The sequence below is a fragment of the Solibacillus sp. FSL W7-1436 genome, assembly GCF_038007305.1.
GTDB lineage: Bacteria > Bacillota > Bacilli > Bacillales_A > Planococcaceae > Solibacillus.
Genome location: NZ_JBBOWV010000001.1, coordinates 1,393,498 through 1,411,302 on the forward strand (window position 1 = coordinate 1,393,498; position 17,805 = coordinate 1,411,302).

Genomic DNA, 17,805 nt, shown 5'->3' on the forward strand with positions numbered 1-17,805 from the left:
TTGTTAATGAGACCGTTCCTTTTTTACTTATGGACAATTTTTAGGTATGATAGAATGATAAGACTTTATTTAAGTGGAGGATGAATTACGTTGAATGAATTAGTAATTGATACAGAATATATAACGCTTGGTCAAGCGCTGAAAATGACAGATGCAATTAGCTCTGGCGGTATGGCAAAGTGGTTTTTAAGTGAACATGAAGTGTATGTAAATGGAGAAGTGGAAGATCGCCGCGGAAAAAAACTGCGTCATGGAGATGTGATTAATATCCCTGGTGTAGGCCGTTACAAAATTGTAGATGCATTTATTCAAAACGGAGAAAATTAATACATGAACATCGAGCGCTTGCAGCTAACAAATTATCGTAACTATGAATCGTTAACACTGGATTTTTCAGATAAAATTAATGTTTTTATTGGGGAGAATGCTCAAGGAAAAACAAATGTAATGGAATCAATCTATGTACTAGCGATGGCCAAATCTCATCGTACCGCGAACGATAAAGAATTAATACGTTGGGATGCGGATTATGGTAAAATAGAAGGTGTGGTAAATAAGCGTTACGGTGGCGTTCCTATCGAATTGACGATTTCAAAAAAAGGCAAAAAGGGCAAAATCAATCATCTTGAACAAACGAAACTAAGCAATTATATCGGACAGATGAATGTAGTAATGTTTGCACCTGAAGATTTGAATATCGTAAAGGGCAGCCCCCAAATTCGCCGAAGATTCATCGATATGGAAATCGGACAAATTTCCCCTGTTTACTTACATGATTTACTAACATTCCAAAAGATTTTGAAACAACGTAATCATTTATTGAAAAAAAATGCGGGAAAACAATCACTCGCATCTGATGTGATGTTTGATATTTATACAGAACAATATGTGCAGGCGGCAATTCAAATTATCCGTAAAAGATTTCAGTTTATCGAGCTTTTACAAGATTGGGCTGAACCGATTCACTTTGGCATTTCGCGAGGATTAGAAAAGCTTGTCATAAAATACCGTCCTGTAACAGGGATGGAAGCAAGCTGGACTGCCGAAGAAATGACGGATTACTTAATAAAGAAACTAGAAGAAGTGAAGCAGCGTGAAATTGAGAGAGGCGTAACACTTATAGGGCCTCATCGGGATGATCTGCAGTTTTTTGTGAATGATTATGATGTTCAAGTATATGGCTCACAAGGGCAGCAACGCACAACGGCATTATCTTTAAAGCTTGCCGAAATTGAACTTATCAAACAGGAAACGAAGGAAACTCCGATTCTTTTATTGGATGATGTTTTATCTGAATTGGACGATTATCGCCAATCACATTTATTAAATACAATTCAAGGTGAAGTCCAGACATTCGTTACAACAACGAGCGTAGAAGGTATTCACCATGACACAATACAGCACGCAAAATTGTTCCAAGTCACACAAGGAACAATTGAACAACCATAGTGCATTGAAATACGTAATAAAGAAGCATACTGATAGTTATGAAAGAGTAGGTGAACAATAGTGGCTTTAGAAGATAATAAAGTCCAGCAATCTTATGATGCGGATCAAATACAAGTATTAGAAGGATTAGAGGCTGTTCGAAAACGTCCGGGCATGTATATTGGTTCAACAAGTTCAAAAGGATTGCACCATTTAGTTTGGGAGATTGTTGATAATAGTATTGATGAAGCTTTAGCAGGTTATTGTACAGGAATCACAGTGACAATTGAACAAGACAATTGGATTCGCGTAGAAGATAACGGTCGTGGTATTCCCGTAGATATTCAGGAAAAAATGGGTATGCCTGCTGTTGAAGTAATTATGACAGTACTTCATGCCGGCGGTAAATTCGGTGGCGGAGGCTACAAAGTATCAGGTGGTCTTCACGGTGTTGGTGCTTCTGTAGTAAACGCATTATCAAGTCAGACAATTGTTCAAGTACACCGTGATGGTAAAATCCATGAAATTATTTTTGAGCGCGGTCAAACGGTTCAAAAATTAACGGTCATCGGTGAAACAGACCATACAGGTACAACAACTCGATTTAAAGCTGACAGCGAAATATTCAAAGAAACAACAGTTTATGAATACGATATTTTAGCAACACGTATCCGTGAACTAGCCTATTTAAATCGTGGCATCAGCCTTACGATTGCAGATGAGCGCATCGGACAGGAACGTTCTGAAACATTCCACTTTGAAGGCGGTATTCGTGAATATGTTGAGCATATAAACGAAAATAAAGAACCTATCCATGTACCGATTGATGTGCTGGGCGAAAAAGAAGGCATTACGGTTGAAATTGCTATGCAGTATAATTCAGGCTTCAGCTCTAATATTATGTCCTTTGCAAACAACATCAACACGTATGAAGGTGGTACGCATGAATCAGGCTTTAAAACTGCCTTAACACGTGTTATTAACGACTATGCCCGCAAAGCAAACTTGATTAAAGAATCGGATGCCAACCTTACAGGCGAAGATGTTCGTGAAGGTTTAACGGCAATCGTGTCAATAAAACACCCGGAACCTCAATTTGAGGGTCAAACTAAAACAAAACTTGGTAACTCTGAAGTAAGTCAGATTACAAATGCTTTATTCTCAGATGGATTTGAACGTTTCCTGCTTGAAAATCCAACGGTTGCACGCCAAGTTATCGAAAAAGGTACTATGGCGGCACGTGCGCGTGTAGCAGCGAAAAAGGCCCGCGAATTTACACGTCGTAAATCTGCACTAGAAGTTTCAAGCTTACCAGGTAAATTAGCAGACTGTTCTTCGACAAACCCTGCTGAATCTGAGATTTATATTGTAGAGGGTGACTCTGCCGGCGGATCGGCTAAATCAGGCCGTGACCGTCATTTCCAGGCGATCTTACCATTGCGCGGAAAAATCCTTAATGTTGAGAAAGCACGCTTGGACCGTATTTTATCGAATGCCGAAATCCGTGCGATGATTACAGCATTCGGTACTGGTATTGGGGAAGAGTTTAATTTAGAAAAAGCACGTTATCACAAAATCGTAATTATGACGGATGCCGATGTCGATGGTGCACATATTCGTGTGCTATTGCTGACATTCTTCTTCCGTTTCATGCGTCCATTAATCGAAGCGGGCTATGTATATGCCGCAAAACCGCCGCTTTACCAGGTGAAACAAGGGAAACATGTTGAATACTGCTACTCTGATCAGGAGTTAGAAGATATTTTAAACCGTCTGCCGAAGTTACCGAAGCCTAATGTACAGCGTTATAAAGGTTTAGGGGAAATGAATGCAACACAATTATGGGATACAACAATGGATCCAGAGCACCGTACTTTAATTCGAGTAGAATTGGATGATGCAATTGAAGCAGATAAAATTTTCGATCACTTAATGGGTGATGAAGTTGCCCCACGTCGTGATTTTATCGAAGAAAATGCAGTATACGTGCAAGACTTGGATATTTAGCATCCTTCTGCGGGTTTTCAAACGCCCGCAGAAGGATACAATTATGCTTGGGCATAATTGATTAGTTAGTGCAATTGGAAGGAGGTCCTTATTTTGTCTGACATTCAGCATGGACATATTGAATCTAGAAATATTACAACAGAAATAAAATCATCTTTCCTAAGCTATGCGATGAGCGTTATCGTTTCGCGTGCCTTACCTGATGTGCGAGATGGACTTAAACCGGTACATCGCCGTATTTTATACGGTATGCAGGAGCTGGGAAATACTTCAGATAAACCATATAAAAAGAGTGCCCGTATCGTAGGGGACGTAATGGGTAAATTCCACCCTCACGGTGACTCATCTATTTATGATGCGATGGTCCGTATGGCGCAGGATTTCAGCTACCGTTATATGCTGGTCGACGGTCATGGTAACTTTGGTTCAGTTGATGGCGACGGAGCCGCAGCAATGCGTTATACAGAATCACGTATGTCAAAAATCGCGATGGAAATGTTGCGCGATATTAACAAAGATACGATTGATTATGGACCAAACTATGATGGCAGTGAAAACGAACCTTTAGTATTGCCGGCTCGCTATCCGAATCTATTAGTGAATGGTGCTTCTGGTATCGCCGTAGGTATGGCTACTAATATTCCGCCACATCATCTTGGAGAAACGATTGACGGTGTATTGGCAGTAGCAGACAACCCAGGCATTACGACAGAAGAGCTAATGGAAATCATTCCAGGTCCTGACTTCCCTACAGGGGGAATTATTCTAGGACGCAGCGGAATTCGCCGTGCATACGAATCAGGCCGTGGTTCACTGACAATTCGTGCTAAAGTGGAAATTGAACAAGCTTCAAACGGTAAAGAGACCATTTTAGTGCACGAATTACCATATCAAGTCAACAAAGCAAAACTAATTGAAAAAATTGCCGAGTTAGTACGGGATAAAAAGATTGACGGTATTACTAATTTACGCGATGAATCAGACCGTAACGGTATGCGTATCGTTATTGAAGTGCGCCGTGATGCAAACGCAAATGTCGTACTGAACAATTTATTTAAGCAAACTGCAATGCAATCAAGCTTTGGTGTAAATATGCTTGCGCTAGTTGATGGACAGCCAAAAGTATTAGGTCTAAAAGAAGTGCTTTATCATTACTTAGAACACCAGAAAGTAGTAATTAAACGTCGTACTGCATTCGAGCTTCGAAAAGCAGAGGAACGTGCACATATTTTAGAAGGTTTACGTATTGCGCTTGATCATATCGATGAAATTATTTCTATTATCCGAGCTTCTCGCAGCGGTGAAGAAGCAAGACCTCAATTAATGGAGCGTTTTAATTTATCTGAACGCCAGGCACAGGCAATTTTGGATATGCGTCTTGTGCGTTTAAGCGGATTGGAACGCGAAAAAATTGAGGCTGAATACCAGGAACTTTTAAAGCTAATCGATGAATTAAAGGCGATTTTGGCTGATGAAGCAAAAGTAGTTGAAATTATCCGTACAGAAATGACGGATATTAAAGAGCGTTACAGTGATGAGCGTCGTACAGAAATTACAGCTGGCGGTTTAGAAATGATTGAAGACGAAGATTTAATTCCTCGTGAAAATTCGGTACTTACATTAACACATAACGGTTACATTAAACGTTTAGCTGCGAATACGTATCGCTCGCAAAAACGCGGTGGCCGTGGTGTACAAGGTATGGGCACGAATGAAGATGACTTCGTAGAACATTTATTATTCACTTCTACACACGATACAATTCTTTTCTTCACTTCAAAAGGGAAAGTATTCCGTGCAAAAGGATATGAAATTCCGGAGTTCGGTCGCCAAGCGAAAGGACTGCCAATTGTAAACTTGCTTAATATTGATAAAGGTGAGCATGTTACTGCAATGATTCGCGTAACTGAGTTTAAAGAAGATGCCTACTTTATCTTTACTACAAAAACAGGGGTAACAAAACGTACACCTGTTGATCAGTTTGCAAATATCCGTACTAATGGTTTAATCGCCATTACATTACGAGAAGACGATGATTTAATTTCTGTACATTTAACGGATGGCACAAAAGAAATTATTATCGGTACAAGCGATGGTATGTTAGTACGATTTAAAGAAGACGATATTCGTTCGATGGGTCGTTCGGCAGCCGGTGTACGCGGTATTAAACTTCGCGATGGTGACTTTGTAGTAGGAATGGAAATTCTTGAACCAGGTCAGGAAATTTTAGTTGTCACTGAAAATGGTTACGGTAAACGTACACCTGAATCCGAATACCGTTTACAAAGCCGTGGCGGGTTAGGTCTGAAAACGATGCAAATTACCGATAAGAACGGTAAGATGTGCGCGGTTAAGGCCGTGGATGGATCAGAAGACATTATGTTAATAACAATCAATGGTATGTTAATTCGTATGGACGTAAATGATATATCTGTTATTGGACGAAGCACACAGGGTGTTCGTTTAATCAGACTTGCTGAAGGCGAATATGTAGCAACTGTTGCACGGGTGAAAAAAGAAGATGATGCTCCGGATGATGAAGAAATCGATTCCGAAACTGATGGAGAGTCAAATTCAGCTGTAGAAGAATAATTCCAAAAGTAATCTAGTTAGTTTAGACTATCTAGATTACTTTTTTTGATTGTAATTTATTTTCCATTCGTTATAATTAACGTTAATATGGAAAGATTAGTAGTTATTTAGAAAGAATCGATTATTTGATGAGTATTTATCCTTACTTACTAATCGATAATGAGCTTAAGGGGTTGTGAAATTGGAAGCAATATTGATAAGAGTTGAGGAATTGCGATTAGGTAAAGTAATTGCTGAAGATATTTTTGCCAATACACAATATCCAATTATCTATAAAAATACAAAAGTAAAGCCAGAACATTTACGCGTATTTGAACTATTTAACTTAAAAACAGTATTAATACATAATGAAAACGAAGTTGATGAAACAGAGATAATTGAAGAGAAGTTAGAAAATCCTCCTGTAACTTTACCATTGGAGCAATCTGCAAGTTTTGAAAAATCCTATCTCGATGGAATTGAACAATTGAAAAAAGAATTTTCAAATTGGGAAGCTGGCGGAAGAGTAGACCTGACAAAGGTAAGAAACATAATGATTCCGTTAATGGATATGGTTTTAGAAAATCGCACTTATATATTTGATCTGAACAGTTATTCGAATGCGAAGGATTATTTATACCACCATTGTATTGCTACAGGTTTAATTGCGGCTGTCATTGCAAAGAAAATGGGATATGAGCGGGGAGATACGATTCAGCTTGCCATCGCCGGAATGTTAGCAGATAGTGGGATGTCAAGAATTCCTTCACGTATACGGGATAAGAAAAGTGTCTTAACAGAGTCAGAATTTAGGGAAGTAAGAAAACATCCTTATTATAGTTACTTACTAATTAAAAATGTAACAGCTATAAAAGATATTATGAAAATAGCTGTTTATCAGCACCATGAACGTTTGGATGGCAGCGGGTATCCAAAAGGTGACCGTAGCGGATCGATTTCAATCTTTGCCCAGATTGTTGCTGTAGCAGATGTATTCCATGCGATGACCAGTGAACGTATGTATCGATCAAAGCAGTCTCCTTTTAAAGTAACCGAGATGATTAAGGAAGAGGAGTTTGGAAAATTTGATATTAAAGTTGTTCAGGCTTTAATGCATATTGTCGTTGATCTACCAATTGGAACGAAAGTTGAATTATCAAATTTAGAGCTTGGTGAAGTAATGTTCATCAATAAGTATTCACCTACACGTCCACTTGTCAAATTAACGCGCACAGGGGAAATTATAGATCTTTCTTCTAATAGAAGCTTCTATATTTCGCGTATCCTTTCTTAAGGATATAAATCAAACTAATTAATCGTTAAGGGGTTGTATCTTTATATAAAGAAGCAGCCCTTTTTTATATTATTTTTGTCTGTCTTAATAAAGGTATAATAAAAAAAGAAAAACACTCAATAAACTATTGACGATTAGAAAATCAAATGTTATTATATTTAAAGTCCTTACAAGATAACACCTTTTGAAAGATATAAATTAAAAAGTAGTTGACTTGAGTTGAAGGATGCTGTAAAATAGTAAAAGTTGTCGCATGAAAGATAAATGCTTCAACGACAAAAAAACTTTTTATTAAAAAGTGTTGACAAACAACACGAAATAATGATAAGATATAAAAGTTGTCACAACGACAACACGATGAACCTTGAAAACTGAACAAGCAACGTTAATGAAACAAGCTTCTTAAATGAAGCAAACAATAGATTTCAACTTCTAACGAAGTTGGATCGCTAGCAAAGCAAATGAGCTTTCAAACTACTTTTATGGAGAGTTTGATCCTGGCTCAGGACGAACGCTGGCGGCGTGCCTAATACATGCAAGTCGAGCGGAAATTTTATTGGTGCTTGCACCTTTAAAATTTTAGCGGCGGACGGGTGAGTAACACGTGGGTAACCTACCTTATAGATTGGGATAACTCCGGGAAACCGGGGCTAATACCGAATAATACTTTTTAACACATGTTTTGAAGTTGAAAGACGGCATCTCGCTGTCACTATAAGATGGACCCGCGGCGCATTAGCTAGTTGGTGAGGTAACGGCTCACCAAGGCAACGATGCGTAGCCGACCTGAGAGGGTGATCGGCCACACTGGGACTGAGACACGGCCCAGACTCCTACGGGAGGCAGCAGTAGGGAATCTTCCACAATGGACGAAAGTCTGATGGAGCAACGCCGCGTGAGTGAAGAAGGATTTCGGTTCGTAAAACTCTGTTGCAAGGGAAGAACAAGTAGCGTAGTAACTGGCGCTACCTTGACGGTACCTTGTTAGAAAGCCACGGCTAACTACGTGCCAGCAGCCGCGGTAATACGTAGGTGGCAAGCGTTGTCCGGAATTATTGGGCGTAAAGCGCGCGCAGGTGGTTCCTTAAGTCTGATGTGAAAGCCCCCGGCTCAACCGGGGAGGGTCATTGGAAACTGGGGAACTTGAGTGCAGAAGAGGATAGTGGAATTCCAAGTGTAGCGGTGAAATGCGTAGAGATTTGGAGGAACACCAGTGGCGAAGGCGACTGTCTGGTCTGTAACTGACACTGAGGCGCGAAAGCGTGGGGAGCAAACAGGATTAGATACCCTGGTAGTCCACGCCGTAAACGATGAGTGCTAAGTGTTGGGGGGTTTCCGCCCCTCAGTGCTGCAGCTAACGCATTAAGCACTCCGCCTGGGGAGTACGGTCGCAAGACTGAAACTCAAAGGAATTGACGGGGGCCCGCACAAGCGGTGGAGCATGTGGTTTAATTCGAAGCAACGCGAAGAACCTTACCAGGTCTTGACATCCCGGTGACCACTATGGAGACATAGTTTCCCCTTCGGGGGCAACGGTGACAGGTGGTGCATGGTTGTCGTCAGCTCGTGTCGTGAGATGTTGGGTTAAGTCCCGCAACGAGCGCAACCCTTATTCTTAGTTGCCATCATTCAGTTGGGCACTCTAAGGAGACTGCCGGTGATAAACCGGAGGAAGGTGGGGATGACGTCAAATCATCATGCCCCTTATGACCTGGGCTACACACGTGCTACAATGGACGGTACAAACGGTTGCCAACCCGCGAGGGGGAGCTAATCCGATAAAACCGTTCTCAGTTCGGATTGTAGGCTGCAACTCGCCTACATGAAGCCGGAATCGCTAGTAATCGCGGATCAGCATGCCGCGGTGAATACGTTCCCGGGCCTTGTACACACCGCCCGTCACACCACGAGAGTTTGTAACACCCGAAGTCGGTGAGGTAACCTTTATGGAGCCAGCCGCCGAAGGTGGGATAGATGATTGGGGTGAAGTCGTAACAAGGTAGCCGTATCGGAAGGTGCGGCTGGATCACCTCCTTTCTAAGGATTTTTCGGAATCATTCCCTTGGGGAATGAAACATTAACGTTTGCTGTTCAGTTTTGAAGGTTCATTCTTAATTGAATGAAACACTTCAAAACCTTTGTTCTTTGAAAACTGGATAAAACGACATTGAAAGCAATAAATCAAATTTCTATTTTATAGATTTTTAAACAAGTCAAGCAATTGACGTGTAAACTAAATCTTGGATTTTATCCAAGTGTTAACTTTTGGTTAAGTTAATAAGGGCGCACGGTGGATGCCTTGGCACTAGGAGTCGATGAAGGACGGCACTAACACCGATATGCCTCGGGGAGCTGTAAGTAAGCTTTGATCCGGGGATTTCCGAATGGGGGAACCCACTATCTTTAATCGGATAGTATCTTCACGTGAATTCATAGCGTGTTGAAGACAGACGCAGAGAACTGAAACATCTAAGTACCTGCAGGAACAGAAAGAAAATTCGATTCCCTGAGTAGCGGCGAGCGAAACGGGAAGAGCCCAAACCAAAGAGCTTGCTCTTTGGGGTTGTAGGACACTCTATACGGAGTTACAAAAGAATGAACTAGACGAAGCGACTTGGAAAGGTCCGCGAAACGAGGTAAAAGCCCTGTAGTCAAAAGTTCATTCCCTCCAGAGTGGATCCTGAGTACGGCGGAACACGTGAAATTCCGTCGGAATCCGGGAGGACCATCTCCCAAGGCTAAATACTACCTAGTGACCGATAGTGAACCAGTACCGTGAGGGAAAGGTGAAAAGCACCCCGGAAGGGGAGTGAAATAGATCCTGAAACCGTGTGCCTACAAGTAGTTAGAGCCCGTTAATGGGTGATAGCGTGCCTTTTGTAGAATGAACCGGCGAGTTACGATTACGTGCGAGGTTAAGTTGAGAAGACGGAGCCGCAGCGAAAGCGAGTCTGAATAGGGCGAATTAGTACGTGGTCGTAGACCCGAAACCAGGTGATCTACCCATGTCCAGGGTGAAGGTGAGGTAACACTCACTGGAGGCCCGAACCCACGCACGTTGAAAAGTGCGGGGATGAGGTGTGGGTAGCGGAGAAATTCCAATCGAACCTGGAGATAGCTGGTTCTCTCCGAAATAGCTTTAGGGCTAGCCTCGTGATTGAGAATACCGGAGGTAGAGCACTGTTTGGACTAGGGGGGCATCTCGCTTTACCGAATTCAGACAAACTCCGAATGCCGGATATTTATACACGGGAGTCAGACTGCGAGTGATAAGATCCGTAGTCAAGAGGGAAACAGCCCAGACCACCAGCTAAGGTCCCCAAGTAATCGTTAAGTGGAAAAGGATGTGGCGTTGCTTAGACAACCAGGATGTTGGCTTAGAAGCAGCCATCATTTAAAGAGTGCGTAATAGCTCACTGGTCGAGTGACGCTGCGCCGAAAATGTATCGGGGCTAAACGATTCACCGAAGCTGTGGATGCATACTTTGAGTATGCGTGGTAGGAGAGCGTTCTAACAGCGTTGAAGTCAGACCGGAAGGACTGGTGGAGCGGTTAGAAGTGAGAATGCCGGTATGAGTAGCGAAACATGGGTGAGAATCCCATGCACCGTATGACTAAGGTTTCCTGAGGAAGGCTCGTCCGCTCAGGGTTAGTCGGGACCTAAGCCGAGGCCGATAGGCGTAGGCGATGGACAACAGGTTGATATTCCTGTACCACCTCCTCACCGTTTGAGAAATGGGGGGACGCAGTAGGATAGGGTAAGCACGCCGTTGGTTGCGCGTGTTCAAGCAGTAAGGCGTGTATGTAGGCAAATCCGCATACTATAACGTTGAGCTGTGATGACGAGCTCGTATGAGCGAAGTTCCTGATTTCACACTGCCAAGAAAAGCCTCTATCGAGGTGAGAGGTGCCCGTACCGCAAACCGACACAGGTAGTCGAGGAGAGAATCCTAAGGTGTGCGAGAGAACTCTCGTTAAGGAACTCGGCAAAATGACCCCGTAACTTCGGGAGAAGGGGTGCTTCTTTGGGTGCATAGCCTAGAGAAGCCGCAGTGAATAGGCCCAGGCGACTGTTTAGCAAAAACACAGGTCTCTGCAAAACCGTAAGGTGACGTATAGGGGCTGACGCCTGCCCGGTGCTGGAAGGTTAAGAGGAGCGGTTAGCGCAAGCGAAGCTGTGAATTGAAGCCCCAGTAAACGGCGGCCGTAACTATAACGGTCCTAAGGTAGCGAAATTCCTTGTCGGGTAAGTTCCGACCCGCACGAAAGGCGTAACGATCTGGGCACTGTCTCAACGAGAGACTCGGTGAAATTATAGTACCTGTGAAGATGCAGGTTACCCGCGACAGGACGGAAAGACCCCGTGGAGCTTTACTGTAGCCTGATATTGAATTTTGGTACAACTTGTACAGGATAGGTAGGAGCCAGAGATCTCGGAGCGCCAGCTTCGAAGGAGGCGTCGGTGGGATACTACCCTGGTTGTATTGAACTTCTAACCCATGCCCCTTAGCGGGGTAGGAGACAGTGTCAGGCGGACAGTTTGACTGGGGCGGTCGCCTCCTAAAGAGTAACGGAGGCGCCCAAAGGTTCCCTCAGAATGGTTGGAAATCATTCGTAGAGTGTAAAGGCATAAGGGAGCTTGACTGCGAGACCTACAAGTCGAGCAGGGTCGAAAGACGGGCTTAGTGATCCGGTGGTTCCGCATGGAAGGGCCATCGCTCAACGGATAAAAGCTACCCCGGGGATAACAGGCTTATCTCCCCCAAGAGTCCACATCGACGGGGAGGTTTGGCACCTCGATGTCGGCTCATCGCATCCTGGGGCTGTAGTCGGTCCCAAGGGTTGGGCTGTTCGCCCATTAAAGCGGTACGCGAGCTGGGTTCAGAACGTCGTGAGACAGTTCGGTCCCTATCCGTCGTGGGCGTAGGAAATTTGAGAGGAGCTGTCCTTAGTACGAGAGGACCGGGATGGACATACCGCTGGTGTACCAGTTGTCTTGCCAAAGGCATCGCTGGGTAGCTATGTATGGACGGGATAAGTGCTGAAAGCATCTAAGCATGAAGCCCCCCTCAAGATGAGATTTCCCATTACGCAAGTAAGTAAGACCCCTGAAAGACGATCAGGTAGATAGGTTCGAGGTGGAAGTGCGGCGACGCATGCAGCTGACGAATACTAATCGGTCGAGGACTTAACCACATTTTATTGCACAAATTCAATGAACCGTTTATCCAGTTTTGAAAGAATGAAAATTCTTTTACATAGGCTTTTTAAAGCCCACTATAGTGAAGTGATGATGGCAAAGAGGTCACACCCGTTCCCATACCGAACACGGAAGTTAAGCTCTTTAGCGCCGATGGTAGTTGGGGGCTTCCCCCTGTGAGAGTAGGACGTCGCTTCGCACATGTAAAACCCACTGAGAAATCAGTGGGTTTTTTGTTATTTTCGTTATAAAACGCTTATTTTCTCGTTTTAAGGAGAAAATCAAAGATAATATAATATTCCGAATTATTTTATTTTTTAAAGAATCTTGACAGTGATGTCCCTCGGGGGTAACCTTACAATAATATTCTTTTATAAATAGGAGGCATTCTTAACAATGTGGGAAACAAAATTTGCTAAAGAAGGTTTAACATTTGATGATGTACTATTAGTACCAGGGCACTCTGAGGTGTTACCGAAAGATGTTGATTTGTCTGTAAATCTAACTGACAGCATTAAGTTAAACATTCCATTGATCTCTGCAGGTATGGATACTGTAACCGAATCGAAAATGGCAATTGCAATGGCTCGTCAAGGTGGAATTGGTATTATTCATAAAAATATGAGTATTGATGAACAAGCAGAAGAAGTCGAAAAAGTAAAACGCTCTGAAAACGGCGTTATTACAAATCCATTCTTCCTTACACCAGAACATCAAGTTTTCGATGCAGAACACTTAATGGGCAAGTACCGCATTTCAGGTGTCCCTATTGTAAATAACATGGAAGATCAAAAGTTAGTTGGTATTATTACAAACCGTGATTTACGCTTTATTTCAGATTACTCATTAAAAATTGATGATGTAATGACAAAAGAAGATTTAATCATTGCTCCTGTAGGGACAACTTTAGAAGATGCTGAAAAAATTCTTCAGCAATATAAAATCGAAAAGTTACCGATTGTTGATGAAGCGGGTAAACTAACTGGCTTAATCACAATCAAAGATATCGAAAAGGTAATTGAATTCCCAAATGCAGCAAAAGACAGCCATGGCCGATTAGTTGTAGGAGCTGCGGTTGGTGTTTCTAAAGATACAATGATGCGTATTGCCAAACTAGTGGAAGCACAAGTGGATATCGTTGTAATTGATACAGCACATGGTCATTCTCAAGGCGTTTTAAATACTATTAAAGACATTCGTGCAGCTTACCCGGACTTAGATATTATTGCAGGAAATGTTGCAACAGCTGAAGGGACACGTGCATTATTTGAAGCTGGTGCCGATGTTGTAAAAGTAGGAATCGGTCCTGGTTCTATTTGTACAACACGTGTTGTTGCAGGTGTTGGTGTACCACAAATTACTGCTGTTTACGATGCAGCATCAGTTGCACGTGAATTAGGCAAAACAATTATTGCTGATGGCGGTATCAAATATTCAGGCGATATCACAAAGGCTTTAGCTGCAGGTGGACATACTGTAATGTTAGGTTCATTATTAGCAGGAACATCTGAATCTCCTGGTGAAACAGAAATTTTCCAAGGACGTCGCTTTAAAGTGTACCGTGGAATGGGTTCATTAGGTGCAATGGAAAAAGGATCTAAAGATCGTTACTTCCAAGAAGATGCGAAAAAGCTTGTACCAGAAGGAATTGAAGGTCGTTTACCATACAAAGGACCTTTAGCAGATACAATTCACCAATTGGTTGGTGGCGTACGTGCCGGAATGGGTTACTGCGGTGCACCGGATTTAGAATATTTACGTGAAAAATCACAGTTCATTAAAATGTCGGGTGCAGGCTTACGTGAATCACATCCACATGATGTACAAATCACGAAAGAATCACCAAACTACTCTTTACAATAATTACTAGGAAACTTTCAAACGTTACTATCGTCAAATTGAGATAGTAACGTTTTTTTATTAACAGAAGGTCACATACAACTACTTATGTATGATAAAATGGCGTTAGAGAAGAATAAAAATTTGGAGGTAGCTTTGTGAAGAAGGTAAGAATGCAAACGGTATTAAGCGTTGTCTTAATTCCGATTTTAATACTTAGCATGCTGGCGATGGCCCCTGCTAAGACAAACGCAGCGACGGATTTAGGGTTAACGGTAGATGCAGCAATTTTAATTGATGCAGACACAGGAAAAATTTTATATGAGCAAAACGCAGAGACGGCTTTAGGTATTGCAAGTATGACGAAAATGATGACAGAATATCTATTACTTGATGCAATCGAAGAAGGTTCAATTTCATGGGATCAACAATATAATGTAACAGAGTATACATATAAAGTTTCCCAAAACCGTTTATTGAGTAATGTGCCGTTACGTGCTGATGGTACGTATACGATCAGAGAATTATATGAAGCAATGGCAATCTATTCTGCAAATGCTGCTACAATTGCAATTGCTGAAACAATTGCAGGTACAGAAAAAGAATTCCTGAAATTAATGGATAAAAAAGCAGAAGAACTTGGCTTGGAGAATTATAAATTTGTAAATGCAACAGGTTTGAATAATGCTGATTTACAAGGCATGCATCCAGAAGGTACTGGAGAAAAGGATGAAAACGTTATGCCTGCTCGTTCTGTAGCAAAATTAGCGTACCATTTATTAAAAGATCATCCTGACATGTTAGAAACAGCAAAAATTCCGAAGAAAATATTCCGTGAAGGTACTTCGGATGCAATTAGTATGTCCAACTGGAACTTCATGCTACCAGGCCTTGTATATGAATATGAAGGCGTAGACGGGTTGAAAACAGGGACAACAGACTTTGCTGGTCATACATTTACAGGAACAGCTAAACGTGGCGATACACGTTTAATCGCTGTTGTTATGAAGGCAGTGGATTCAAAAGGTGTTGGCTCTTATAAAGCACGTTTTGATGCGACGGCGAAGTTATTCGATTATGGATTCGGTCAATTTTCGAAAGTAGAACTTCTTCCAGGTAACTATGTATTTGAAGAGCAAAAAACAATTCCTGTTATTAAAGGGAAAGAAGACTCTGTCAAAATCGGTGTAAAAGAGCCGGTTTCTGTAATGGTTAAGACGAGCGAAAAAGATTCATACGTTCCGACATTGACACTGGACAAGAAAGAACTTGAAGCGGGAATTGAGAAAGACCAAGTAGTCGGACAGGCAGTACTTGCACCAAAAGAAGGTGTAGATTTCGGCTATATTGACGGCAATCCTATTACAGCAGATGTCGTGACGACAGAATCGGTTGAACGTGCAGGAAAAATCTCATTGATGTTCCAAGGTATCGGAAGCTTTTTCGGTAATTTATGGAATGGTGTGTTTGGATTTGCAGGTAATTTAATTAAATAATGAATAAGCCTTTCTATAAGTAAACACTTGTAGAAAGGCTTTTTTTTCGTTTTAAGAAATTTTTTCGAATGGGACAATTTGTCGATAAACCATGCAAAACATACATTGGTACATGGAGGGATTAATCATGTGTGGAATATCAGGTTGGATCGATTACTCGACTCACTTAGTAAATGAAGAGTCAATGATTAAAAAAATGACGAGGACGCTTTTACACCGGGGTCCGGATAGTGAAGGATACTTTATAAGCAAACATGCTTTACTGGGCCATAAACGGCTTGCCATTATCGATTTAGTGACAGGTAACCAGCCGATGACTCGCGGCGAATTGACAATTGTATATAATGGGGAAGTTTACAATGCAAATGAACTTCGCGAACAGCTTAAAAATTTGGGCCATTCCTTTTATACAACATCGGATACAGAAGTCATTTTAATGGCTTATGTTGAATGGAAAGAGCGTTGTATGGAGTACTTGAACGGAATATTTGCTTTTGCTGTATGGAATGAACAGGAGCAATCGTTATTCCTATGTCGTGACCGGCTAGGGGTAAAGCCGCTGTTTTACTATGAGCTTCCGGATGGGCTATTGTTCAGTTCTGAAATAAAAGGGATACTGGCACATCCTGCTGTGAAGGCTGAAGTTGATGCAGAAGGGCTTGCTGCATTATTCAGTCTTGGACCATCCCGTATTGTAGGGCATGCCATATTTAAAGGAATTAAGGAAGTTAAGCCCGCATACGCCATGATAGTGCGGAGCGGTTTCAGGAAAAGCTGGCAGTACTGGGACATTGAAAGTAAACAACATGAGCATTCAGAGGAAGAAACGATTGAAAATGTCCGGGAACTCGTAACTAATGCGATTATTCGCCAACTAATAAGCGATGTGCCGCTAAGTACAATGCTATCAGGCGGACTCGATTCAAGTATCATAACGGCAGTTGCTGCCCAACAACTTGCAAAAGAACAGAAAACATTGGCGACGTATTCCGTAGCATTTGAAGAAAATGACTTTCACTTCACAAAAAACTCGTTTCAAACGTCACAGGATGAATACTGGATCGGAAAAATGCAACAGGCATTTCAGACAAAGCACCGACAAGTGACGCTGACTCAACAGGAATTAGTAGATGGTTTAGAACAGGCAATGCGTTTAAAAGATATGCCGAGTATGGCGGATATTGATAGCTCGTTTTACTTATTCTGTAAAGAAATGAAAAAAGAACATACTGTGGCACTATCGGGTGAATGTGCTGACGAAGTATTTGGCGGTTATCCATGGTTTTATGAAGGTAAAAAAGAAACACTTTTCCCTTGGCTTCGTTCTACAAAGGAACGTGAACAGTTATTTAAATCAGATTGGCAAAAACGCCTGCAGTTACCGCAGTTTATGCAAAGTACTTATGAAGAGGCAGTAAAGGGGATGCCGTCATTTTTAGGGACGAAAGAAGAGCAGGAACGCCAGCAGCTGTTTTATTTAAATAACCAGTTCTTTATGCAGACATTATTGGAAAGAAATGACCGGATGACGATGGGTGCAAGTATGGAAGTCCGTGTACCGTTTGCCGATCATACAATAATTGAATATGTCTGGAATATTCCTTGGGAAATGAAAAACAGCGGCGGAATGGAAAAGGGAATTTTACGAAAGGCATTTCAGGATATTTTACCGAAGGAAGTTGTGGAACGTAAGAAAAACCCGTATCCGAAAACATATCACCCTAAATATACAGAACTCGTTCACAACCGATTGGAGCAAATTTTACGGCAGAAGCACTCAGTTCTCCATGAATTGTTTGAGAAGGAGCAGTTAGAGCGGTTGCTTGCTACAAACGGCCAATCGTTTCAAATACCTTGGTTTGGCCAGTTAATGGCAGGGCCACAACTCATCGCATATTTTATACAATTACATGATTGGGCCGAACAGTACCGCATCAATATAATTTCAACATAAAAGAGACGTTCCTATA

8 protein-coding genes and 3 rRNA genes are annotated in these 17,805 nt (G+C 42.0%); all 11 read left to right on the forward strand.

The features are described 5' to 3' along the window. Positions 1-90 precede the first annotated feature (90 nt). The 11 genes from yaaA (at position 91) to asnB (ending at position 17,789) form a co-directional block, all read left to right on the forward strand. Positions 91-327, forward strand: a complete 237-nt coding sequence (yaaA, locus tag MKX73_RS07020) for a S4 domain-containing protein YaaA (protein WP_340716848.1) — start codon at positions 91-93, stop codon at positions 325-327. Between the two features lie 3 nt (positions 328-330). Further along, complete coding sequence (recF, locus tag MKX73_RS07025) at positions 331-1,449, forward strand: DNA replication/repair protein RecF (RefSeq protein WP_340716849.1); 1,119 nt, start codon at positions 331-333, stop codon at positions 1,447-1,449. Positions 1,450-1,509: 60 nt separating this feature from the next. Then, positions 1,510-3,435 carry a DNA topoisomerase (ATP-hydrolyzing) subunit B gene (gene gyrB / locus MKX73_RS07030; protein ID WP_340716850.1) on the forward strand — a complete coding sequence of 642 codons (1,926 nt, stop codon included), beginning with the start codon at positions 1,510-1,512 and terminating at the stop codon, positions 3,433-3,435. Positions 3,436-3,528: 93 nt separating this feature from the next. Then, positions 3,529-6,027, forward strand: coding sequence for a DNA gyrase subunit A (gene gyrA, locus MKX73_RS07035; protein WP_340716851.1), 2,499 nt, complete (start codon positions 3,529-3,531; stop codon positions 6,025-6,027). 181 nt (positions 6,028-6,208) lie between these two features. Beyond that, positions 6,209-7,300, forward strand: a complete 1,092-nt coding sequence (locus MKX73_RS07040) for an HD-GYP domain-containing protein (protein WP_340716852.1) — start codon at positions 6,209-6,211, stop codon at positions 7,298-7,300. A gap of 479 nt (positions 7,301-7,779) precedes the next feature. Further along, a 16S ribosomal RNA gene (locus tag MKX73_RS07045) occupies positions 7,780-9,337 on the forward strand. A gap of 230 nt (positions 9,338-9,567) precedes the next feature. Continuing rightward, positions 9,568-12,496, forward strand: a 23S ribosomal RNA gene (locus MKX73_RS07050). Positions 12,497-12,583: 87 nt separating this feature from the next. After that, positions 12,584-12,699, forward strand: a 5S ribosomal RNA gene (rrf, locus tag MKX73_RS07055). Together the 16S, 23S and 5S rRNA genes form the textbook arrangement of a ribosomal RNA operon. 197 nt (positions 12,700-12,896) lie before the next feature. Then, entirely contained in the window at positions 12,897-14,363 is a 1,467-nt protein-coding gene (gene guaB / locus MKX73_RS07060) for an IMP dehydrogenase (RefSeq protein ID WP_340716853.1), read from the forward strand. A 134-nt stretch (positions 14,364-14,497) separates the two neighbouring features. Next, on the forward strand, positions 14,498-15,835 hold the full coding sequence (locus MKX73_RS07065; RefSeq protein WP_340716854.1) for a D-alanyl-D-alanine carboxypeptidase family protein: 1,338 nt from the start codon (positions 14,498-14,500) through the stop codon (positions 15,833-15,835). 127 nt (positions 15,836-15,962) lie between these two features. Further along, complete coding sequence (asnB, locus tag MKX73_RS07070) at positions 15,963-17,789, forward strand: asparagine synthase (glutamine-hydrolyzing) (protein ID WP_340716855.1); 1,827 nt, start codon at positions 15,963-15,965, stop codon at positions 17,787-17,789. Positions 17,790-17,805: the final 16 nt, after the last annotated feature.

What these genes read in the sequence shown, in the direction of transcription:
- recF (WP_340716849.1), top strand. Translation starts at nt 331, where the DNA reads ATGAACATCGAGCGCTTGCAGCTAACAAATTATCGTAACTATGAATCG.
- guaB (WP_340716853.1), top strand. Translation starts at nt 12,897, where the DNA reads ATGTGGGAAACAAAATTTGCTAAAGAAGGTTTAACATTTGATGATGTA.
- asnB (WP_340716855.1), top strand. Translation starts at nt 15,963, where the DNA reads ATGTGTGGAATATCAGGTTGGATCGATTACTCGACTCACTTAGTAAAT.